The organism is Syntrophorhabdaceae bacterium (genome assembly GCA_035541755.1).
In the GTDB taxonomy this organism is placed as follows: Bacteria; Desulfobacterota; Syntrophorhabdia; order Syntrophorhabdales; family Syntrophorhabdaceae; genus PNOF01.
Window position 1 is genome coordinate 1 of record DATKMQ010000152.1, and the last position, 20,149, is coordinate 20,149.

Here is a 20,149-nt window from a genome sequence, read left to right on the forward strand (position 1 = left end):
TCCTTGTTGTATGCGCCGAAAGAATGCTGCATTTTGATGGCTGCCTTCAGGGCGTTGCCCGTCTCGGGAAAGTAGACCATAACAGAGTCGCCGACTTCCTTGATGAGCGATCCTCCATATTCTTCGACGATAGAAGTGGCAATTGTGTGATGCTTTCGCAGCATCTCGCGCCCTCTGATATCACCGTGAGTCTTGAAGTATTTGGTGGAACCCACCACGTCGGTAAAAAGCACGGCAATACTGTGCATGGACGCGTCAGGGTGGGCCTCAATGAGAGAGGTGAAGAAGTTCTTAAACGGTTTTGCGCGCGAAGATTCTTGCAGGCTCATAGCTGATAGACGTATTATCGCCCAAAAGTGAGATTGCTTTAGGGGTGCGTCCGATTATTATCAGAATTAATCCTGATAATCGCATGAATCGACGCCAAGAACACGGTTCTTTTTCTTCTCGGAGTGGATATGTTTAAGCCTGAGCATCTTTTCCTTGGCTCTCTTAGACCTTTTTCTCTTTTGCCTCTTGAGTTTTTCGACTCGCTGGCGTTCCTCAGAGAGCTTGCCGAGGACCATGTTTTCGATCTTTTTTACGAGAATTCTTCGGGCGAGAAAACGATTTAACGCCTGAGACCGTTCTTCCTGGCATTTGACTTCGATACCGGTGGGCAGGTGCTTAAGGTAAACGCACGTGGAGGTCTTGTTGACCTTCTGGCCGCCGTGACCGCTTGAGCGGACAAATTGTTCGAAGATGTCCGATTCGTTTATTCCGAGGGCGGCCATTCTTTCGTACAAAGCTTTTTCTTTCTCGGGAGTGATGCCTGATTTAAGCGTCTTCATGGGTTGCCCTTGACTTCTGCATTAGCATAACGCATTCGACACATTTTCAAAAGTACTAATCGGGAGGGTTTGAGCTATGAGGCTCACGCGGCCATTGCAAAGCCTCTCCGATCTTCTAAGAATTGACTTGAAAAGGTCGAGCTTAGCGGTATAATATGACCATATGAAAAACCTCTTTATCTGCGCGGTCGTATGCATTGCTTTCATTTCCTGCAATAAAGGACTCACTACACCCGTGCGTGAGAAGGCGGAAGCGGACGTGGCAGAAACGCAATACAAGAAAGAGCTTGAGGAGATTAAGAAGACCATAAAGGGCGATACGAAAATAAAGCTCAGGAAGGACGCTAAAGGTTACAGTTGGGAGATAAGCGGCAAGGATCCGCAAGAGATTCTTAAGGCCAATGAAACGCTGGCAAGAAAGCTCGATAACGCACCTCCGAGATGAGATGCCTAACGTGTATCTGCACCAATTCTGCATGGTTACACTGACTATGCCGCAGTGCAGATTTCTCGCTGTAAACGACGAAGAAGGTCTAATATGACCTGACAAGTCTGATAGAAGGGGTTTAAAAACTTTCATTCGTGCATTACTATTTGTTGTACCGGAATGAGTGATGGCAAAAACAGTGTAAGGCGAGGTCCATGAAATTTGAATATAAGATAAAGATATTTACTACACAGAACTTGAAAGAGAGAGGTATTGAAGTCGATTCTCAGGACAGTGTCGTCTATGCCTGCAGGCCGGATGGGGCCTGCGAGGTTCACAACGTTACGCTGGAACAACTCGATAACCTGTCGGAAGCGCTTAATGAAATGGGCGCAGAACGATGGGAACTTGTTCAGCTCGTATTTCACCAATCGGGCATAGTCAGTTTTTGGAAGAGGGTATTGGATAAACCCTAAAGCATAGTCTCATCAAGTAAACGGAGGTGCATCTATGCCGCTTACCCCATGGAAAACCCTGTGGGAGACAAATTTTCCCACGCTCAGGGCAGAAATGGACAAGGTTTTTGAGGACTTTTTTGGAAGGACCGGGTTCCCATCGCTCAAAGAGGGCGCTTTCGTACCGCCTGTTGATGTCCGCGAAACAAAAAAGGACGTCATCGTGATGCTCGACATCCCGGCCATGGATCCGAATGACCTTTCCGTTACCATTACGGAAGACAGATTGACCGTCAAGGGCGAGCGCAAGGCAGAAACGGAAGTCAGGGAAGAGGATTTTTTCAGAAAAGAGCGTGTGCAAGGCACCTTCCAGAGGACAGTACAGCTCCCGACGGAAGTTATAGGGGACAAAGCAAAGGCCACGTATAAGAACGGGGTCCTGGAAATAACCGTACCTAAGTCGCAGAAGACCATGCCCAAAGAGGTGAAGATAGAAGTCAAGTGAAGCAACTGAGTGGTGCGGGCGTCGAACAAAGAAGATGCATAACTACCGCAATTTTTTGCAAGAGCTCAAAAAACCGTATGGAGGATGATCATGAAAGAAAAAGTGCAGGCCGCTATCGAGAAGATTCGACCACTCCTGCAGAGAGATGGCGGGGATATCCAACTTGTTGATGTAGTTGATGGGATAGTAAAGGTCAAACTGCAAGGCGCCTGTGGAAGCTGTCCCATGAGCGCGATGACGCTGAAAATGGGCGTGGAAAGACAGCTGAAACAAGAAATTCCGGATATCAAGGAAGTCGTTGCCGTATAAGGCGGGCATCGGGGCGACGAGACGGACCTATATCTTAGATCTCTAAAATGAATAGCGAAAAACGGCTCATTGTTATAGATGACGATGAATCACTGAGAAATGTTCTGTCAGAGTATCTGAATCAGGCAGGGCTCACGGTCTTTGCATACGAACACGTGCCCGACCTGGAAAAGATGTTGAAGGAGAAAGAGCCTCACGCCATCCTCCTCGACATATTCATGCCCCGTGTTCCCGGCAACGAGGTGCTCAAAAGCATAAAGAAGATTGATCAACGAATCCCCGTTATTATGATGACGGGGTACGCCGATGAATCGAAAAGGATTGACTCGTTACGAGGCGGTGCGTATGCGCTGCTCACCAAACCGTTTGCCAGCCTCGAAGAACTCTATTATACGGTCAATAACGCCATGGACCATTACCTGGAATCGATCAAAACCAGGCAGTTGAGCATCGAGGTGGAGGAAAGGTACAAGAGAGAGAAGACGAACCTGCTGGAACTCGATTTCCTAAAAACCCTTCAACACATGATAGGGGAGACGGAAGACCCTTCTTATATGCTTCGAAACGTCTCATCCCTGCTAAAATCGTTTTTGCAGTTCGAATATTTTGGCGTGCTTCTGGCTGAAGACGGTGCATTCGATATACAGGTGTATCCTCATCCCAATGAATACAGGGAAAAACTCCGCTTCATCACCTCGGTTCTGCAGAGAGAGTTCCCTGAAGCTCAAGGGCTTCATGACCGTAGATCCCGTTCCAGGAATGAGACGGAAAGACCACCCGATGCTCAAGCGGGAGACCAGTTCACTGTGGTGACAAAGCTCTCTACCGCAAAGGATGTATATGGATACGCCGGGTTATTCAGGGATACGCCCTTCGACGTCCAGGAAGAACTCATCTTCGAGAGGTTCTGTTCCCACATCGCGCTGACTCTCGAAAAGATTCGTCTATTCAGAGAGATCAGGGTACTTTCCGTGCGGGACGGGCTGACCGGGGTCTTCAATCATGCCTATGCCATGGGAAAACTCGAATCCGAAATAGACAGGGCCAAAAGGTATAGCGGGTCGTTCTCTATGATCCTGCTGGACGTGGACAACTTCAAACAGATCAATGATTCTTACGGCCACCTCGCGGGCGATCACGTTTTGAAAAGGATTTCACAACTCATAGCCAAGAATCTCCGAACGATTGATGTGGTGGGAAGATACGGGGGAGAGGAATTCATCGTGATCCTGCCGGAAACAGACGTGGAAAAGGCGCTGGTAGCGGGCGAGAGGCTGAGAAAGGCAATAGAAGCCGAAACGTTCTCCTCATCCGGAAGCGACGTACGGCTTACGGTGAGTTTAGGGATTGCCGCCTATGAAGATGGAAAAAGCGCGCACGAGCTTATTAAAACGGCCGACGATAATCTCTACAAAGCCAAAGCGGGAGGTAAAAACAGAATCTGCTATGAACCATGACCACGACATCGTGCAACTGACGCGACAATTCCTGCGGATCAACACGACCAATCCGCCGGGCAATGAAGAAGAGGCGGTGCTCTTTCTTGAGGCGATTCTCAAGAAAGAAGGTATCGGCTCGACAGTTTTTTCGCCCTCTTCAGGCAGGGCCAACATTATGGCGAGGATCGAGGGAAAAAGAAAGGGTAAGCCCGTCATACTCTTGAGCCATATAGACGTGGTGCCTGCGAGCCTAGACGAGTGGGAGCACGATCCTTTCGGAGGGGAACTCGTGGATGGTTTTGTCTATGGACGGGGCGCCATCGATATGAAGACGCAGGCCGTCTGCCAGTTGCTCGCTTTTATCGAGTATGGTAAATGCGGCGTGACCCCGCAAAGGGATATAATCTTCCTTGCAACCTGTGATGAAGAGGTGGGAGGAAAATACGGGGTCGAGTATATGCTAAAGAAGGTACCTCAACTCAGAAATGCCTCTTTTGTGTTGAGCGAAGGCGGTTTTATCAAAGAGAGCCAGGGCTTTTCCCATGCCCAGGTTTCGGTGGCCGAGAAGAAGCTCAGCCGGTTCGCGCTAAAGGCAACGGGCACAGGTGGACACGGTTCGGTCCCTCACAAAGATAGCGCTAACGAGAAGATTATCAAGGCTTGTGCGCGGATCATTTCCTACGAGTGGCCCATCAGGCCCACGGCTGTTTCATCGGCTTACCTCCATGGCATTTTTAAAGGCGAAAAAAAGAAAGGGTATACCTTCAAAAGTATCGAAGAAGCGTTGAAGAACAAAAGGTTCAGAGAGGCGCTCGAAGCGGTCCCTCTTTACAACGCCCAGCTTAAGAACACCGTTACGCCCACGATACTTAAAGGGGGCGAGAGGATTAACGTCATACCGACGCAATCTTCCGCACACTTCGATGCGAGACTCTTGCCAATACAGAAGCGTGAAAGTTTCTTCAGGAAGATAGAAAAGCTAGCCGGAAGGGATGTACGAGTGGTTCGTGAGGACGAGTCGATCAGCGAGCCCACACCTTCGGGTTACGACAACCGATATTTCAGAGGCATGAGCGCGGTTATAAAAACCACGGAAAGATACGACCTGGCGGTTTTGCCTTATATTACCACGGGGGCAACAGATTTGAGATACTTCAGGGATCTGGGTATAACGGCCTACGGATTTTTCCCTGTTACTCTTTCAGATGATGAGATCCTTCGAATGCATGGAAAGAACGAAAGAATTTCGGTAGAAAACATTCACAGGGGCTTAAGCGGGGTCTATGAAATAGTCAAATTCCTGGGCTCGCAGGATGCCCCGTAAGAATGCATCTTCTTTTTTCTCGCCTCTTTTCATCATCGGTTGCATTCCGGTTGGGTACATTTTTGTCAACGAGGACCTAAAGTGCAATGAATATCAACTTTTTTGACAACGGATTAGAAACGATTCTTGAGCGACGCAGGAATACGGGGGTTGTAGCGGCCCAGGTTTGGGTGAAGGTAGGCAGCAAATATGAAGATCAGAAGATTGCCGGTATCACCCACTTTATCGAGCACCTTATCTTCAAGGGAACGAAGAAACTGAAGGGAAATGCCTTTGCCGCGCGCATCGAATCTCTCGGAGGGGCGGTGAACGCCTTCACGTCATATGACAACACGGTCTATCACATCACTGTCCCGGCCAAAGCCTTTGAAGACGGCGTGGGTCTTCTCATTGAATCCGTAATGAACCCTGCCTTCCCACAGGAAGAGATCGAGAAAGAGAGAAATGTTGTGCTCGAAGAGATCAAGATGGGCGAGGACGATCCACAGAGAAAACTCTTTAACGAATTATTCTCCGTCAGTTATAAGGGCCATCCCTATGGCAGGCCGATTATCGGGTTCACCGGCACTGTAGAGGGCATAACCAGGCCGACCATTCTCCGTTACTATAAGAAACATTATACACCGGATAACATGACCGTGGTTGTGGTCGGTGATTTTAATGAAGAGAGTGCCAGGGCCATCATCGGAAGGACGCTGGGAAGGACCGAGAGAAGGGCCTCTCACGGGTTCTCTCTCACTGAGACCATGATTGCGCAAGAGGGCGCGCGCGTGAGCGTGATCGAAAAAGACGTGAGAGAGCGTTATCTTGCTCTTTCATATCGCATCCCCTCCATAAGCCACGAAGACACAGCAGCCATAGAGGTGCTGGGCACCATACTCGGAGATGGCGAGAGTTCACGCCTCAATAAGTCGCTCAAGCGAGAAAAGGGCATCCTCACCAATACAGCGACCTATATATTCAGCCCCAGGGAGAGCGGACTGCTCGTCATCTATGCCACATTCAAGGATGGAGAGTACGATCCGATCGTACGGGAGATCGATAACGAACTGGAGAAGATTAAGACCGGTCACGTCACCGACTGGGAGCTTGAAAAGGCGAAAAATATGCTCAGAGCATCGTATGTCTATTCCGAGGAAACGGTCCAGGGTAAGGCCAGACAGATCGGCAATTTTCAAACCGTAACAGGCGACGCCCATTTTCTCGATAAGTTCTTAAACCGCATAGATCGAGTGAGCCAGGCCGATGTAAAAAAGGTTTTTGAGAACTACCTCCTGCAGAAGAACCGCAGCATCGTTTTGCTCAAACCCAAACAGGAAGGCAACCCTCATGCGCTCGAGTTAAGAAACGGCCTTAAATGCGTGGTTAATAGAAATGAGGCTGCGCCGAGCTTTTCTTTCCGGATCGGCTTCGTCGGCGGGCTCAAGGAGGAGCCTCCGGGTAAGAATGGCATATTTAACCTGCTCTCCAGAATGCTTCTCAAAGACACCGCCAAAAAGGACGCCTCGGCCATCGCGGCTGAGATCGATTTTCTCGCCGGGGACATAAGCCCTTACAACGGGAGGAATCTCTTCGGGCTCTCGGGTAAGTTTCTGAGTAAAGATGCGGACAAAGTCATGCTTCTCGTGAAAGAAATCCTCACGGAAACAGTTTTGAGGCAGGAAGAGCTGACCAAAGTTAAGGAAGAAGCGTTATCGGAGATTCGCCAGAGAGACGACGACCCGGTGGCGTACACGTTTACTCGTTTTAACGAAGCGTTTTATAAAGGCCATCCATACAGCAAAGATCCCATGGGCGCGGAAAACGACGTTGAGGGGGTCACGATCGAGGAACTGAACATTTTCTACAAACGGTTTGTCACGCCATCACACGCGGTCATGGCCGTATCGGGCGATCTCGATAAGAAAGAGCTCTTCCGGTTTGTTGAAGAGTATTTCACAGATTGGAAGGGAGAAACGAATACGATAGTAGAGCTCCGTCATAGCGCGTCCGCTCAAAGGGCGGCCCTTCAAAGACAGATCATGCAGACCCACGTGGTTCTCGGTTTTCCCGGCCCGGGCTTGATCGACGAGGACCGCTACGCCGTGGAAGTGCTCGACGCAACCCTCTCAGGCATGGGCGGGCGTATCCACAGGGTACTGCGCGAGGAAAATCCTTACGCATACGCCGTAACCTTCTTCAACCAGCAGGCATACGAAGTATCGGCCATGGGTATCTATATAGGCACCGATCCGGATCACGTGAAAGACGTGGAGCGTCTCTCGGAGGAAGAGATTGGAAACATCATTCGGAACGGGTTTAGCGACAAGGAAATCGAAGATGGTAAGAGCTATCTCATCGGTAACCATTATATTAGAATGCAGTCAAACGGGGCTATGGCCACGAATATGTGCTTCGATACGATGTACGGTATGAAACCGGGCTTCTTCAAGGGATATCCTTCACGCATCGAGAAGGTCACTAAAGACGATGTGAACCGTGTGGCCCGAACGTATCTTACCCGAGACAAGTTAGTTGAAGTGACCGTGGGTAAGAAATAAGGAGTATGCCTTGGCCTCAAGGAGAGTCGCATCCGTGCATATCAGCATAACCAGACAAGAGAATCCCCTTGTATCCGAAGGGGTTGATCCGTCCGATGGGACACATACCTATCGGGTCACCGAGAACCGCAGGGAATACTTCATTACCGTTCGATCAAACATCCATGGGCTGTTTCTCGGTTTAAGAGGTCACAAGGGATTTCTCTATACGGATACGGAGAACAACAGGGTATACCGGCAGGTACTTCTCGTTGGCGGCGCGTGCGGTATGAGGATGGAAAGCGACGAGGTTATCGAGGGGTTATCGGCCTTAGCGATACGCGGCGTTCTGTTGGCAGAGAGTCAGGGAATAACCGGGGAGGCGTTCTGACCGAGAGAGAAGTAGAAGCAGGCCACAATGAACCCACGGTGCTCATCGACGGCCGCATCGCCTCTCTCAGCGAGTACCTGCAGGGGGCACCTGGCACACGAACAGAGCGTGCTGACAAGCCGCCAGGAGCTCTGCCGCACGTCTGATGAAGAAGCCAAAACGGTACGCAAAACCATGAAACGTGTTGATAAGATGACCGTTCTCTGATATTTCATATCCATGCAATCCTCCCTTCGTCTCCGCGATATTATACTGGTTCTCGTGGTCATGTGTTCTATGACCCTGGGTATCATTTTTCCCGATTTCGGCTTACGGTTCAGTACTCTTCCTTTTTATTCCCTGATGATAAATTTCTTTCTCAGCTACCTGTCGATCGACCTTAAGTCCGTCTGGAGGATGCTTAAGAACCACGCCGTACGGATTCTCGCGATCGCACTCGTGAAACTGACCATACTGCCGGTGATCCTTTATTTACTCTTCTACTATGTTGCCCCGAGTTATGCCCTTTCGGCCCTCTTGTTGACGGGTGTTTCCGCCGGGGTTGTGGCCCCCATGATTTCAAACATGGTTGAGGGCAATAGTGCGCTTGTTCTGCTTGTCGTGGTGATCACGTCGGCGCTCGCGCCTTTTACCTTGCCGGCTCTCATTAAGATAATCCTGGCAAAAGAAGCGGCTATTTCCTTTTTATCCATGCTGCGCACCCTGGCCACGGTGATCTTTGTTCCCATCGCCGTTGTTGAAATCATCCGATACCTGGCGCCCAAGATTATAGGGCCGATCCTGAGAATACAGTTTCCCGTCTCGCTTATTCTTTTTGCCATGATCAACCTCGGGGTCTTTTACCGGTATGCGCCTTTCTTCAAAAGAGAACCGTCTGTAATCGTTATGGCAACGGTGGTGGCCTCAGCACTGGCCGCAATTTACTGTGTGGTTGGTATCCTGTTTTTTCGTAATGGGTCGGTGGAAGACCAGTTGGCCGGAGCGGTTATGCTCGGCAACCTCAACAACGTGCTCGTGATTGTCTTTTCATCGGAGTTCTTCGGTCCCGTAGAGCCTCTGGTTGCGGCGATGTACATGATCCCTTTTTTTGGCATCGTTATTCCGCTTCGTTACTACGCCGGGCGAAAGAGAATGGCGGCATACAGGAGCTAAGACACATGATTTTAGCCGCATTCAATCCTAAAGTCTCATTTCTGGCGGTTAAGCCTGTCTCGCGGCTTATGTAAAGTATCAATAACAAGGCGCCCTCAAAAGAGGGGTGGAGCAGGACGTGAGAGGGTAGCGGGCGACCGTTACGTGGCCGATAGAATCTTGCCCGACCAGTATATGCCAATCAACCCCGCCAATATGTCGGTCGCGAGTCGTCCCCAGAAAACGCCCTTAAGCCCAAAGAGAACGCTCCCTGCTATGGTGAGGGGTATGAGCAGGGCCACAACCCGTATGATGTTGAGGGCAGAGGCCCGCAAAGGTTTGTGAGTACCTGTCATGGTAAACCCGGAGTAACGGTGGACCTCGGTCATCCCGTATCCCAAACTCGTAATGTAAATGTATGAACAGATGGCCCCTATGACGGCCGCATCGGTTGAAAAGATCCCCGCTATGGGTCTCGCGAAGATGATAAGCACAAGGCCGAGGAAGATGCCGTAAAGGATTGCGAATGTCATTGTTCCTTTTCTCGCCTTTTTAATTCTGTCCATCCGGCGCGCCCCGTAATTCTGGGCGATAAACGGAACGAGCGGTATACCCACGGTCGCCGGTATCATGTAGCCGAATATCTCGATTCTGCCCGCAACCCCCATGGCCGCAACGGCCGCAGTGCCGTAGCCGGCCGCGAGCTTGGTCATTACGGTCGCCGAGACGGGGCTCATTATCATACCCAGGGCGCCGGGGATACCGAACCGGAGAATCTTTCCCCAGGACGCGAAAAGCGCGTGACCCGTTAAAGCGCTCCAGTCCACGAGCTTGAGTTTCTTCGCCAGGATGTAGCACGCAATGATCAGGGCCGTTGCCTGCGAGAGTATCGTGGCAAGCGCCGCGCCCGCTATACCCATGCGCGGCATGCCGAACATCCCGAAAATGAGTACCATGTCCAGAAACGCATTGAGCACCGTACTGCTCACCATGAGAAGACTGACGGCCTTTGTATTGCCCGTGCTCACTATGAGGTCGGCCATGACCATCTGAAACACCGTGATGATCGTGCCTGAGTACCATATCTTCATGTACCGGGCCACGAGCTTGAGCACCTCTCCGGAGGCCCCGAGGCGCGAAAAGACGGGCCCGATCGTAAAAATGCCCACCGCCGTAATCAGCGCAGCAAAGGGCACGCCGAGGAGCAAGGTCTGTGTGGTGAGTTGTGCGGCCTTCTTGTGATCTCTTTCGCCTATCGCGTGCGCCACAAGTGGCATGGCTCCGCTGCCTAATCCGCGGATGAGGAACACGAGGAGCATGACCACCGGGAAGGTAAAGGAAATCGCGGCGAGCGCCTCGGTACCGAGCCTGGAGACAAACCACGCATTGGTAAGCTGGTACGTAGTCAGGGCAAACGTACCGGCGAGCATGGGCACAGCCATACCGATGATTGTTTTTGACACGCTCTTGTCGACAAGCTTCGACACGTTATGCATGGATTTCCCCGTAAAGATATCTGTGGCATCGCGCATCAAGCCACAGATAGACGATCAGGAGCGGAAGAACTCCCTGACACATTTAGCCACATATGCCCGCTCACTATTCTTCAATTCGGGATACACAGGCAGGGCGAGAGAGGTCTTTGCGGTCAGCTCGGCCACGGGAAAATCACCTTCTCTGTATCCGAGGTAGGAGAAACATGGCTGTAAGTGGAGCGGAAGAGGATAATAGACCCCGCATATGATGCCACGTTCTTTGAGGAAGACTTGCAGTTCGTCGCGCTTTGGAGTGCGTATGACGTAGTGATGAAAGATGTGCGACGTATCGGTTGTATCGGTGGCGTTAACCGGGAGCAAAAGCGGCAGTTTCTTGAATTGTTTGCTGTAGTAGGCCGCATTAGCCCTGCGCCTCGTGTTCCATGACTCGAGGTGTGGGAATTTGACCGTGAGGGCGCATGCCTTGATCTCGTCGAGACGGCTGTTGAGCCCAATCATCTCGTGGTAATACTGATCTCCCATGCCGTGGACGCGGAGTTTTCTTACCTTTTCGCCGATGTCTGCCCGCCTGGTGTAGACCACACCCCCCTCACCGATGCCGCCCAGGTTCTTTGTGGGGTAGAAGCTCGAGGCGGCCACATCGCCAAAAGCCCCTGACATGACACCATTCTTTCTGGCACCCAGGGACTGGGCGCAATCCTCGACAAGGGCGAGTCCATGATTTCGAGCAATCTCACCGATCCGCTGCATGTCGCAGACCTGACCGAAGAGATGGACTACGGTGATAGTCTTTGTGCGGGAAGTGATGGCCTTTTCAATGCGGGTTGGGTCTATGTTCATGGTGGCCTCATCGATGTCGACGAATACGGGTGTACCGCCCAGTATTGCGATGGAACTTGCTGTGGAAAAGAATGTATACGGTGTGGTGATGACCTCGTCACCCGCCTTGATATCAAGAGCCATGAGTGCGAGGATGAGAGCATCCGTGCCGTTGGCGCAGGAAATCGCATGCGCCACACCCGCGTAGGTCGAGATCTGTTGTTCCAGTTTGGCGCAGAAAGGTCCGAGAATGAGGCGCTGCTCGTCAAGTATCTGCCTGATGCCGGTCATGATTTCTTTCCTGAGACCCTTGAATTGGGCCTTGAGGTTGATAGGGGGTATGTTCATCATATCCATTTCCTTTCCGGGATTTGATCTGTTCCGATGGAATTTAGGGCTATGTTAGCACATCTGGGCGCAACATCTCAAGGGTTCATTCGGAATAAAAGAGACGGAATCCATCGAAAAATCACCGGGATAAAAAACCTTGGAACCGGCCAGGGCAAGGGGGTGCAAAAAGTCTTGAATTATGCTAAAATCGTTGACAAAGAATCACAATTACGATAAAAGATTGTGAAAGTTTTTTCAAATGAAAGGAGATCCCTTATGAAAGAGGCAGTCATCGTGTCATGTGCAAGAACGGCGATTGGTCAATTCGGCCAGTCTCTTAAGGATGTGCCCGTGGTCAAGCTCGGCGGAATAGCCATTAAAGAGGCCATCAAGAGGGCAGGCATACGGCCTTCGAAAAACAAGGACAAAGAGTTTGCCCCTGCGGTCTTTCAAGGCAAAACCGACACGGAGCTCGAAGCAAAACATTATGATTATGACAGCAGTTTGAAAGAGGTGGTTATTGACGAAGTAGTCATGGGAAATGTGCTCCAGGCGGGTCTTGGCCAGAACTCGGGCAGGCAGGCGAGCATTGAGGGTGGCGTCCCTAAGGAGACTGCGGCGTACACCATCAACAAGGTCTGCTCCTCGGGACTGAGGGCCATAATCAGCGGCATGCAATCGATCATGGTGGGCGATAACGACGTGGTCGTGGCAGGCGGTATGGAGAACATGAGCCAGGCGCCGTTTGCATTGCCGTCTTTGAGATTCGGTGCGAGGATGTTCGATACCAAGGCCATAGACCTCATGGTCCTCGATGGAATCTGGGAGATCTTTTACGGCTACCATATGGGCCTTACGGCCGAGAATATCGCTGCGAAGTACGGGATTTCCCGGGTGGAGCAGGATACGTTCGGTCTTGTGAGCCATCAGAGGGCGCGCAAGGCCATCAAGGAAGGTCTGTTTAAGGCTGAGATCGTACCGGTGAAGATTCCGCAGAAGAAGGGCGATCCCGTTGTTTTCGATACCGATGAAAGACCGATGGATACGACCCTCGAAAAGATGGGGGCGCTTGCCACTGCGTTTAAGAAAGACGGAACCGTTACCGCCGGCAACGCTTCCGGTCTCAACGACGCGGCATCTGCCGTGGTCCTTATGTCCAAAGACAAGGCCAAGGAACTCAGCATCAAACCCATGGGCAAGATCATCTCCTGGGCTAACGGCGGCCTGGACCCGGCCTTTATGGGGTTAGGCCCTATACCGGCCATCAAGAAAGCCTTGAACAAAGCCAATCTCACCATTGATAAAATCGATCTTATCGAGCTCAACGAAGCATTTGCTTCCCAGTCACTCGCGTGCATAAAGGAGCTCGGCGTAAATACGGATAAATGTAATATGTTCGGCGGCGGCATTTCTCTCGGGCATCCGATCGGATGCACAGGCGCCCGCCTTGTTACTACTGCGCTGTATCAGATGCAGAGACTCAATTTGCGCTACGGCCTCGTGTCCATGTGTATCGGGGGCGGTATGGGACTCGCAGCGGTCCTCGAAAGAGAGGCATAGAATCATGGAGTACAAGAACGTTATCGTTGAAGTCAAAGAGGGCATAGGCATTCTGAAGATCGCCAGGCCAAAGGCGCTTAACGCGCTCAACTCAGAGACACTGACTGAAATCAAACATGCCGGGGAGGCCCTGGGTGCAAATAAGGATGTGAGGGTGGTTATCGTCACAGGGGAAGGGGACAAGGCTTTTGTTGCAGGGGCGGACATCGTAGAAATGAAGGACATGACGGCCCTTGAGGGCATGGCTTTTTCGGCACGCGGCCACGAGGCCATGAATACCCTCGAGAATATGGAAAAACCGGTTATAGCGGCGGTAAACGGTTTCGCCCTGGGCGGTGGTTTTGAACTCGCCCTTGCCTGCGACTTTATCTATGCATCCGACAAGGCCAAGGTCGGTTTTCCGGAAACCACGCTCGGCATCCATCCCGGTTTCGGCGGGACGCAAAGGACAGCCAAGGTGGTAGGACTCGCCCGAGCCAAAGAACTGATATTTACCGGCAAGACTATCACGGCTCAAGAGGCTCTTGAGTTAGGGCTCATTAACCGGGTTCTCCCTCACGATCAGCTCATGAGTGAAGTCATGGCTCTCGCAGAGAAGATCAAAAACAATGGCCCCTTCGGAATCAAGCTCGCTAAAGAATGTATCAACAAAAGTCAATCGCTTTCGAGCAAGCAGGGACTCGCACTGGAAGCGGAAGATTTTGGCATGTGCTTTGCCAGCAAGGACCAAAAAGAAGGCATGTCGGCCTTCGTAGAAAAAAGAAAAGCCACCTTTACGGGTGAGTAATACTGTCCAAGGAGGACGCTGTGAAGATAGCGGTTTGTTTAAAGCAGGTTCCTGACACTGAGGCGGAAGTTAAATGGGATATTCCCCAGGGAGCGCTGGCCAGAGGAGGTATGGATTCGATTACGAACCCGTTTGATGAATTTGCTCTGGAAGAGGCGCTACTTACTAAAGAGAACTATGACGGAGAGATTGTGGCGATAACCATGGGCCCTGATAAAGCGGCCGATGTGCTAAGGAACGCCCTGGCCTTGACGGTGGATTCGGTGTATCAGCTGACCGATCCCGCTTTTGCCGGATCTGATACGTTTGCCACCGCGTCCGTGCTTGCCGCCGCACTCAAGAAGGTTGGCGATGTGGATCTCGTCTTCTGCGGAAAACAGTCCACGGACGGCAATACGGGAGTCGTGGGCGCCGAACTGGCGGCGATCCTGGGTTTCAGCCAGCTAACCTATGTCTCGAAAGTGCGTCAGATTGATGCAGCGGCAAAGAAAATTATTGTTGAGAGGGCCATTGAAGGGGGCAGCGAAGTGGTAGAAGCAAAGCTGCCAGCGGTAGTGTCTGTTGTGAAGGGCATCAACGAGCCGAGACTCCCGAACCTCATGGGCATCCGGAAGGCGTCGAAGGTCGAGATTCCGAAATGGAACGGTGGTGATCTCGGAGTAGACGCGGCCAAGGTGGGCGCTGCCGGTTCTTCCACAAAGGTCGTTGAGATCGCCGTACCGCCGCCTCGGGGCGCCGGAGAAATCCTGAAGGGCGAACTGGAAGAAGTTGTCAATACGCTTACCGACAAACTTATAGACTTGAAAGTTATAAAATAGCGAGGAGGGAGAATAATGGCTAACGATGTTTGGGTATACATAGAACATAAAGACGGGGGCGTATCACCGATGGCCTTTGAACTTCTCGGCATCGGCAAAAAGCTTGCGGATGGTCTCGGTTCCAACGTCTGCGCCTTCGTTATCGGAGATAAAGTAGATGATCTGGCAAAAGAGGCATTTGCCTATGGTGCATCCAAAGTCTTTGCGGTCGAGGGTGAAGTCTTTAAGGGATTCAGAGGAGAAGCATACGCGAAAGCAGCTACGTTCCTTCTCGGGAAACATAAACCGGAAGCAGCCCTGTTCAGGAACACGAGCCAGGGAGTGGATGTGGCGGCGGCAACCGCGGCGAACCTCGGTTTTGGCCTGTGCACGGACAGCATCGATCTCGCGGCGGACGGTGGCAAACTGAAGATGACCAGGGCAGGGTTCGGCGGCAACTTCACCATAACGGTGGTGAACGAGAAGGCACAGCCTCAGATCGCTACCGTGAGACCCAAAGCCTTCCCCATGCCGGAGAAGGACGCCTCAAAGAGTGGGGAAGTGGTCAAGGAATCCTTCTCGCTTGCAGAGGCTGATCTGAACACCAAGGTCACTGAATTCATCAAGGCTTTGACCACGGTCAACCTTGTCGAGGCCGACATCATAGTATCCGGTGGTCGCGGCACGGGCGGTGAGGAAGGTTTCAGGGTCCTGAAAGAGTTTGCCGATGTACTTGGCGGAGCCCTCGGCGCCTCGCGCGCGGCCGTGGACTCAGGCTGGATACCCTATGAGCACCAGGTGGGACAGACCGGCAAGACGGTAAAGCCGAAAATTTATATAGCCTGTGGCATTTCCGGCGCCATCCAGCACCTGGCGGGCATGAGAACCTCCGATTGTATCGTGGCCATCAACAAGGATCCCGATGCGCCGATCTTCAAGGCCGCCTCCTTTGGCATTGTGGGCGATTACAAACAACTCGTTCCCAGGCTCATTGAGGTCTTCAAAACAAAATTGAGCAGATAGCATCGATTACGCGGACGGTTAGACGGGGAGCGTTGAGTACGCTCCCCGTTTTGTTTGCCTGTAAGAGGGAGTAGAACGCCGCGGGCCTAAGATGCGGGCAGAGTTTTGATAAAACCGTGCGTGCTGAGTTTACGGTCCGGACGAAAAGCCCTTCCGTATTCATCACCGGCTGGCGCGATGAGTGCAGAAGGCATATATACAGAATTCATTTGCTCTCAAGTAGATTTTTTTCTAAAATAGATACATGGAATATTTGGATCTCACCGGCATGGTCTGCCCCATGCCTGTTATCGAAACCAAGAGGGCGCTGGAAACCAAAGCTCCTCGGGAAATCGAAGTAGTCGTCGACAATACGACCTCCAGTGAAAACGTGAAGCGATTTCTCATATCAAGGGGTTATTCTACTTCCACCACTCAAGAGAACGAGAGGTACCGGATAAGGGGTGTGTTGGAGCGAGCCCTTGAAGATGCTTCCGGTGAGAAGGCAGAGAAACTACTTGTTTACGTTGACGGCGATACTATGGGCAGAGGAAACGACGAACTGGGCAGGATTCTTATGCGGGCATTTCTCAAGACAATCAAGGAATTGAAAAATATGCCCTGGAGGATTATCTTCATCAATACGGGTGTCAGAATGGTATCGCAGGAATCGGATTATATAGAGACCTTAAAGGAAATAGAATGTGCGGGTGCCGAAATCCTCTCGTGCGGCACCTGTCTCGATTTTTTCAAACTGAAAGACAGAATTGCGGTAGGGCGCATAAGCAATATGTTTGAGATCCTTTCCTCGTTCACCGAAGCAACAAAGGTGATCAGACCGTAAGAGTTTAGACACCCAAAACGGAGTTTTCAATGGTTTACCTTGACAATGCTGCCACGTCTTTTCCCAAACCCCAGGAGACTATTACTGCACTTGACAATTTCGTACAGCATGTGGGGGGCAACCCAGGGCGGAGCGGACATGCACTGTCGCTCGACGCGGCGCGTATCATTTTTGAGGCAAGAGAAAAGCTGACACATTTCATCGGGGGGGACAGTTCAGAGCGACTCATATTCACACACAATGGCACCGAGTCGCTCAACCTGGCCATCCTGGGTCTTCTGAGGCAAGGCGACCACGTGGTTACCACCTCCATGGAGCACAACTCGGTCATGCGACCGCTTAGCTTCCTCGAAAAAGAACGCCGGGTGGAGGTGTCCATGGCCAGGTGTTCTCCAGAGGGCATTCTCGACGTGGATCACATGAAATCGCTCATCAAGAGCAACACCAGGGCGGTCATTCTCATTCACGGATCAAACGTTGTAGGGACAGTACAGCCGGTGCAAGAGGTAAGGGCGGCAATAGGAGACGTGCCTCTTATCGTCGACGCCTGTCAGACTATCGGCTGCCACCCCATCGATGTGGAGAAAGACGGCATCGATATACTCTGTTTTTCCTGTCATAAGTCGCTCTTTGCGATTCAGGGCATGGGCGCTCTCTACATGAAAAGACCGTTTGACCTGACCCCGCTCAGGTTCGGCGGGACGGGCAGCAAATCCGAATCCATCGAGCAGCCCCTGGTACTGCCTGATCGATATGAGAGCGGCACTCCCAACACGCCTGGCATAGCCTCACTGTTAGGAGGCCTCACGTTCATAGAGAAGACCGGACCTGGCAGGATTATTGAGAGGGAGAGCAATCTCCGTGAAATGATCGTAAAAGGACTCTCTGAAATCGAATCGGTTATCCTCTACGGGCCAAAAGATGCTACCTCGGTCTCTTTTTCCCCCGCAGTCTCCTTCAATGTGGCCAATTATCTGCCATCAGAGATCGGTTATATCCTGAATAAGGAGCAGATTTTTGCCCGGGTCGGGCTCCAGTGCGCGCCTATGACGCACAGGACAATCGGCACTTTCCCTCACGGGACCGTAAGAGTGTCGCCCGGGTATTTTACGTCTGATCAAGAGATCGAATTTTTTCTGGAGGTAGTAAGACGCATTGGTAGGGCGTAACACATATTTCCTCTTATTCCACACAATCCACGACGTGCTCAGGGTGGAGAAGATTCTCAAAAAACAAGGAAAGACATATGAGCTCGTGCCCGTTCCGAGGAATTTGAGTTCCGACTGCGGCATGTGTATACAGCTTGGCGGTGACGTGAATGATGTCAAGGAGTCTATGAAAGGTATTGAAATCCATAAGTGTTTCTTCTTTGATGGAAACACCTATGTGGACATCACTCCATCTTAGCAAATCTGATGACATGGAAGTAGAGATAAGGCTTTTTGCCGCGTTCAGGGTTTCCTCGCCTTAGCGACGGCCGGTTCTTCCTTGAAAGGCTGTACCTCGTCGAGGTATGACGGTTCACGTCCTGCTCAAGGAACTTGATCTCCGAAAATGGGTCGACAAGATCGTAACCGTAAACGACGCTTATGTTCCTTTTGACACGTACTCTGCGAGGTGGCGTCGTGAGTATCTCCCCACTCGTGCCGGCAGTTGATATGCCCCTATAACCGTTGGGTGAGAGCTGTCTCCTGCTTGACAAAACGACACATAGTGAAAATATTCTTTTGTAAGGATTGAAGAAAAGATAGTTGGAAAGGAGGTGTTACGCTATGTTGTGGACAGAAGGTTTTGGAACATTTGGTCAAGGTCTTGATCCGTGGTTTGAGTTTCGAAGGATCGAAAACGAGATGAACCGGATCCTGTCCAGATACGCATCGCCTTCAAGCGGTGAATTCCCGGCGGTTAATATCTGGGCGGGGGAAGACTTGGCCGTCGTGACCACGGAAATACCCGGTATTGACGCAAAGACCATGGAGATATCGGTCACGGGAAAGACATTGTCTTTACGGGGGTCACGCGAACCTGAGGAATCCAAAGAGGGCGAGTCGTATCATCGCAGGGAACGCTGGTACGGTCAGTTCACCAAAACATTGGAACTTCCCTTTACTGTTGAGGGCGACAAAGTCGAGGCGCGGTTTTCCAAAGGCGTGCTCACAATCAGGCTCCCCAGGGCCGAGGCAGAAAAACCCAAGAAGATCAATGTAAAGTCGGCGTAAATCGGAGGAGGTGGCATATGGCCGAGAAAGACAAGGTACAAAAGAGTGAATCCGAGGGGTTAGAAAAGGTCGAGCGGACACGTGCGGTGAGGGTATTCAATCCGGACGTTGACATCATAGAACGAAAGAGTGACATCGTAGTCATTGCTGACATGCCAGGAATAGACGAAGGTTCCATCGATCTTACCCTTGAGAACAACGTTTTAAGCATATATGGGAGGGTAGACTGGGAAGTGCCCGGGGATTTGAGGCTGGTCAGGGCGGAGTACAATCTCGGTGACTACCAAAGAACATTCACGCTTTCCGGTGATATTGACAAAGGCAAGATAGAGGCCGTGGTGACTAACGGAGTATTGAAAATCACGCTGCCCAAGGCAGAAGCGGCAAAGACAAAGAAAATCCCGGTAAAAGCCGCTGCATAAGGACAACAAAGATCAACGGAGGTGTTATCATGGCAGCAAGGGCTATTACTCAAAGCGGTAAAGCCGGTAAGACCGTACCGGCCCGTTTGGAAGATTGGAACCCGTTTCTCGCATTGAGAAATGAGATGGATAAGCTTCTTGATAACTTTTTAGGAGTTGAGGAGTCAGAGCCCATAGCGAGATTCTCCGGTATCTTCCAACCGAAGATCGACGTGGTGGACGCCGACAAAGAGATCAGAGTTTCAGCTGAGATTCCCGGCATTGAAGAAAAGGATATTGACCTTTCTCTCACCAAGGATTCTCTCACTATTAGGGGCGAAAAGAAAGAGGAGAAAGAAGAAAAAGGCAAAGACTATCACAGGATGGAGCGGGCTTACGGTTCGTTTAGCAGAACCATACCTTTGCCCATAGAGGTAAATACGGACAAGGTGGAAGCAACCTACAACAAAGGTGTACTGACCATCGTGCTCCCGAAGACGGACAAAGCGGTTAAAGAGACTAAGAGGATTCCCATCAAGGCACTATAAGAAAGCGGGGTGTATG

24 protein-coding genes are annotated in these 20,149 nt (G+C 51.2%); 19 read left to right on the forward strand and 5 right to left on the reverse strand.

The window, feature by feature from the left end; genetic code table 11:
- Positions 1-329, reverse strand: a 329-nt coding sequence (locus VMT62_14670) for an adenylate/guanylate cyclase domain-containing protein (protein HVN97670.1), incomplete at its 3' end; no start/stop codon positions are given.
- Between the two features lie 66 nt (positions 330-395).
- On the reverse strand, positions 396-830 hold the full coding sequence (locus VMT62_14675) for a peptide chain release factor-like protein (protein HVN97671.1): 435 nt from the start codon (positions 828-830) through the stop codon (positions 396-398).
- Positions 831-993: 163 nt separating this feature from the next.
- On the opposite strand from VMT62_14675, the gene VMT62_14680 reads away from it, so the two are divergent.
- From VMT62_14680 to VMT62_14715, 8 genes are all read left to right on the forward strand, one after another.
- The gene (locus VMT62_14680) at positions 994-1,275 is read left to right on the forward strand and encodes a hypothetical protein (protein HVN97672.1); all 282 of its coding nucleotides are present in this window, start codon (positions 994-996) and stop codon (positions 1,273-1,275) included.
- Positions 1,276-1,472: 197 nt separating this feature from the next.
- Positions 1,473-1,733 (forward strand): hypothetical protein, encoded by a 261-nt coding sequence (locus tag VMT62_14685; protein ID HVN97673.1) that lies wholly within the window; start codon positions 1,473-1,475, stop codon positions 1,731-1,733.
- Positions 1,734-1,767: 34 nt separating this feature from the next.
- Positions 1,768-2,217 (forward strand): Hsp20/alpha crystallin family protein, encoded by a 450-nt coding sequence (locus VMT62_14690; GenBank protein HVN97674.1) that lies wholly within the window; start codon positions 1,768-1,770, stop codon positions 2,215-2,217.
- Positions 2,218-2,307: 90 nt separating this feature from the next.
- Positions 2,308-2,526: a NifU family protein gene (locus VMT62_14695; GenBank protein ID HVN97675.1), complete on the forward strand. Its 219-nt coding sequence runs from the start codon at positions 2,308-2,310 to the stop codon at positions 2,524-2,526.
- Positions 2,527-2,573: 47 nt separating this feature from the next.
- Positions 2,574-3,983, forward strand: coding sequence for a diguanylate cyclase (locus VMT62_14700; GenBank protein ID HVN97676.1), 1,410 nt, complete (start codon positions 2,574-2,576; stop codon positions 3,981-3,983).
- Entirely contained in the window at positions 3,973-5,289 is a 1,317-nt protein-coding gene (locus VMT62_14705) for a M20/M25/M40 family metallo-hydrolase (protein ID HVN97677.1), read from the forward strand. The genes VMT62_14700 and VMT62_14705 overlap by 11 nt, the downstream gene beginning before the upstream one ends.
- Before the next feature lie 86 nt (positions 5,290-5,375).
- Positions 5,376-7,829 (forward strand): pitrilysin family protein, encoded by a 2,454-nt coding sequence (locus tag VMT62_14710; protein ID HVN97678.1) that lies wholly within the window; start codon positions 5,376-5,378, stop codon positions 7,827-7,829.
- 34 nt (positions 7,830-7,863) lie between these two features.
- Positions 7,864-8,199, forward strand: a complete 336-nt coding sequence (locus tag VMT62_14715) for a hypothetical protein (protein ID HVN97679.1) — start codon at positions 7,864-7,866, stop codon at positions 8,197-8,199.
- Here VMT62_14715 and VMT62_14720 read toward each other — a convergent pair.
- Positions 8,172-8,420, reverse strand: coding sequence for a hypothetical protein (locus VMT62_14720; protein ID HVN97680.1), 249 nt, complete (start codon positions 8,418-8,420; stop codon positions 8,172-8,174). The genes VMT62_14715 and VMT62_14720 overlap by 28 nt on opposite strands.
- Here VMT62_14720 and VMT62_14725 point away from each other — a divergent pair.
- Positions 8,419-9,351 (forward strand): hypothetical protein, encoded by a 933-nt coding sequence (locus VMT62_14725; GenBank protein ID HVN97681.1) that lies wholly within the window; start codon positions 8,419-8,421, stop codon positions 9,349-9,351. The genes VMT62_14720 and VMT62_14725 overlap by 2 nt on opposite strands.
- 140 nt (positions 9,352-9,491) lie before the next feature.
- Here VMT62_14725 and VMT62_14730 read toward each other — a convergent pair whose 3' ends face one another.
- Together VMT62_14730 and VMT62_14735 are read right to left on the reverse strand one after the other, a co-directional pair.
- Positions 9,492-10,862, reverse strand: coding sequence for an MATE family efflux transporter (locus VMT62_14730; protein HVN97682.1), 1,371 nt, complete (start codon positions 10,860-10,862; stop codon positions 9,492-9,494).
- A gap of 18 nt (positions 10,863-10,880) precedes the next feature.
- A complete protein-coding gene (locus VMT62_14735; GenBank protein ID HVN97683.1) occupies positions 10,881-11,996 on the reverse strand; it encodes a DegT/DnrJ/EryC1/StrS family aminotransferase in 1,116 nt (371 codons plus the stop codon).
- A gap of 255 nt (positions 11,997-12,251) precedes the next feature.
- Between VMT62_14735 and VMT62_14740 the strand changes: the two genes are divergently transcribed.
- The 10 genes from VMT62_14740 to VMT62_14785 all read left to right on the forward strand — a co-directional run bounded on the left by VMT62_14740 (position 12,252) and on the right by VMT62_14785 (position 20,133).
- Complete coding sequence (locus VMT62_14740) at positions 12,252-13,535, forward strand: acetyl-CoA C-acetyltransferase (GenBank protein HVN97684.1); 1,284 nt, start codon at positions 12,252-12,254, stop codon at positions 13,533-13,535.
- Positions 13,536-13,539: 4 nt separating this feature from the next.
- Positions 13,540-14,322: an enoyl-CoA hydratase-related protein gene (locus VMT62_14745; protein HVN97685.1), complete on the forward strand. Its 783-nt coding sequence runs from the start codon at positions 13,540-13,542 to the stop codon at positions 14,320-14,322.
- 20 nt (positions 14,323-14,342) lie between these two features.
- Positions 14,343-15,140 carry an electron transfer flavoprotein subunit beta/FixA family protein gene (locus VMT62_14750; GenBank protein ID HVN97686.1) on the forward strand — a complete coding sequence of 266 codons (798 nt, stop codon included), beginning with the start codon at positions 14,343-14,345 and terminating at the stop codon, positions 15,138-15,140.
- A 15-nt stretch (positions 15,141-15,155) separates the two neighbouring features.
- Positions 15,156-16,142: an electron transfer flavoprotein subunit alpha/FixB family protein gene (locus VMT62_14755; protein HVN97687.1), complete on the forward strand. Its 987-nt coding sequence runs from the start codon at positions 15,156-15,158 to the stop codon at positions 16,140-16,142.
- Positions 16,143-16,386: 244 nt separating this feature from the next.
- Positions 16,387-16,965 carry a sulfurtransferase-like selenium metabolism protein YedF gene (gene yedF, locus VMT62_14760; GenBank protein HVN97688.1) on the forward strand — a complete coding sequence of 193 codons (579 nt, stop codon included), beginning with the start codon at positions 16,387-16,389 and terminating at the stop codon, positions 16,963-16,965.
- A gap of 29 nt (positions 16,966-16,994) precedes the next feature.
- Positions 16,995-18,134, forward strand: coding sequence for an aminotransferase class V-fold PLP-dependent enzyme (locus VMT62_14765; protein HVN97689.1), 1,140 nt, complete (start codon positions 16,995-16,997; stop codon positions 18,132-18,134).
- Entirely contained in the window at positions 18,121-18,372 is a 252-nt protein-coding gene (locus tag VMT62_14770) for a DUF3343 domain-containing protein (GenBank protein ID HVN97690.1), read from the forward strand. The genes VMT62_14765 and VMT62_14770 overlap by 14 nt, the downstream gene beginning before the upstream one ends.
- 365 nt (positions 18,373-18,737) lie before the next feature.
- On the forward strand, positions 18,738-19,184 hold the full coding sequence (locus VMT62_14775) for an Hsp20/alpha crystallin family protein (protein HVN97691.1): 447 nt from the start codon (positions 18,738-18,740) through the stop codon (positions 19,182-19,184).
- Positions 19,185-19,201: 17 nt separating this feature from the next.
- Entirely contained in the window at positions 19,202-19,606 is a 405-nt protein-coding gene (locus VMT62_14780) for an Hsp20/alpha crystallin family protein (GenBank protein HVN97692.1), read from the forward strand.
- A 29-nt stretch (positions 19,607-19,635) separates the two neighbouring features.
- Positions 19,636-20,133, forward strand: coding sequence for an Hsp20/alpha crystallin family protein (locus tag VMT62_14785; protein ID HVN97693.1), 498 nt, complete (start codon positions 19,636-19,638; stop codon positions 20,131-20,133).
- Positions 20,134-20,149 lie beyond the last annotated feature (16 nt).

Coding starts and splice junctions, on each gene's coding strand:
- VMT62_14765 (HVN97689.1), top strand. CDS start 16,995: ATGGTTTACCTTGACAATGCTGCCACGTCTTTTCCCAAACCCCAGGAG.
- VMT62_14700 (HVN97676.1), top strand. CDS start 2,574: ATGAATAGCGAAAAACGGCTCATTGTTATAGATGACGATGAATCACTG.
- VMT62_14675 (HVN97671.1), bottom strand. CDS start 830: ATGAAGACGCTTAAATCAGGCATCACTCCCGAGAAAGAAAAAGCTTTG.
- VMT62_14735 (HVN97683.1), bottom strand. CDS start 11,996: ATGATGAACATACCCCCTATCAACCTCAAGGCCCAATTCAAGGGTCTC.
- VMT62_14680 (HVN97672.1), top strand. CDS start 994: ATGAAAAACCTCTTTATCTGCGCGGTCGTATGCATTGCTTTCATTTCC.
- VMT62_14720 (HVN97680.1), bottom strand. CDS start 8,420: ATGGATATGAAATATCAGAGAACGGTCATCTTATCAACACGTTTCATG.
- yedF (HVN97688.1), top strand. CDS start 16,387: ATGGAATATTTGGATCTCACCGGCATGGTCTGCCCCATGCCTGTTATC.
- VMT62_14755 (HVN97687.1), top strand. CDS start 15,156: ATGGCTAACGATGTTTGGGTATACATAGAACATAAAGACGGGGGCGTA.
- VMT62_14730 (HVN97682.1), bottom strand. CDS start 10,862: ATGCGCGATGCCACAGATATCTTTACGGGGAAATCCATGCATAACGTG.
- VMT62_14685 (HVN97673.1), top strand. CDS start 1,473: ATGAAATTTGAATATAAGATAAAGATATTTACTACACAGAACTTGAAA.
- VMT62_14740 (HVN97684.1), top strand. CDS start 12,252: ATGAAAGAGGCAGTCATCGTGTCATGTGCAAGAACGGCGATTGGTCAA.
- VMT62_14745 (HVN97685.1), top strand. CDS start 13,540: ATGGAGTACAAGAACGTTATCGTTGAAGTCAAAGAGGGCATAGGCATT.
- VMT62_14705 (HVN97677.1), top strand. CDS start 3,973: ATGAACCATGACCACGACATCGTGCAACTGACGCGACAATTCCTGCGG.
- VMT62_14690 (HVN97674.1), top strand. CDS start 1,768: ATGCCGCTTACCCCATGGAAAACCCTGTGGGAGACAAATTTTCCCACG.
- VMT62_14785 (HVN97693.1), top strand. CDS start 19,636: ATGGCAGCAAGGGCTATTACTCAAAGCGGTAAAGCCGGTAAGACCGTA.
- VMT62_14710 (HVN97678.1), top strand. CDS start 5,376: ATGAATATCAACTTTTTTGACAACGGATTAGAAACGATTCTTGAGCGA.
- VMT62_14695 (HVN97675.1), top strand. CDS start 2,308: ATGAAAGAAAAAGTGCAGGCCGCTATCGAGAAGATTCGACCACTCCTG.
- VMT62_14775 (HVN97691.1), top strand. CDS start 18,738: ATGTTGTGGACAGAAGGTTTTGGAACATTTGGTCAAGGTCTTGATCCG.
- VMT62_14725 (HVN97681.1), top strand. CDS start 8,419: ATGCAATCCTCCCTTCGTCTCCGCGATATTATACTGGTTCTCGTGGTC.
- VMT62_14780 (HVN97692.1), top strand. CDS start 19,202: ATGGCCGAGAAAGACAAGGTACAAAAGAGTGAATCCGAGGGGTTAGAA.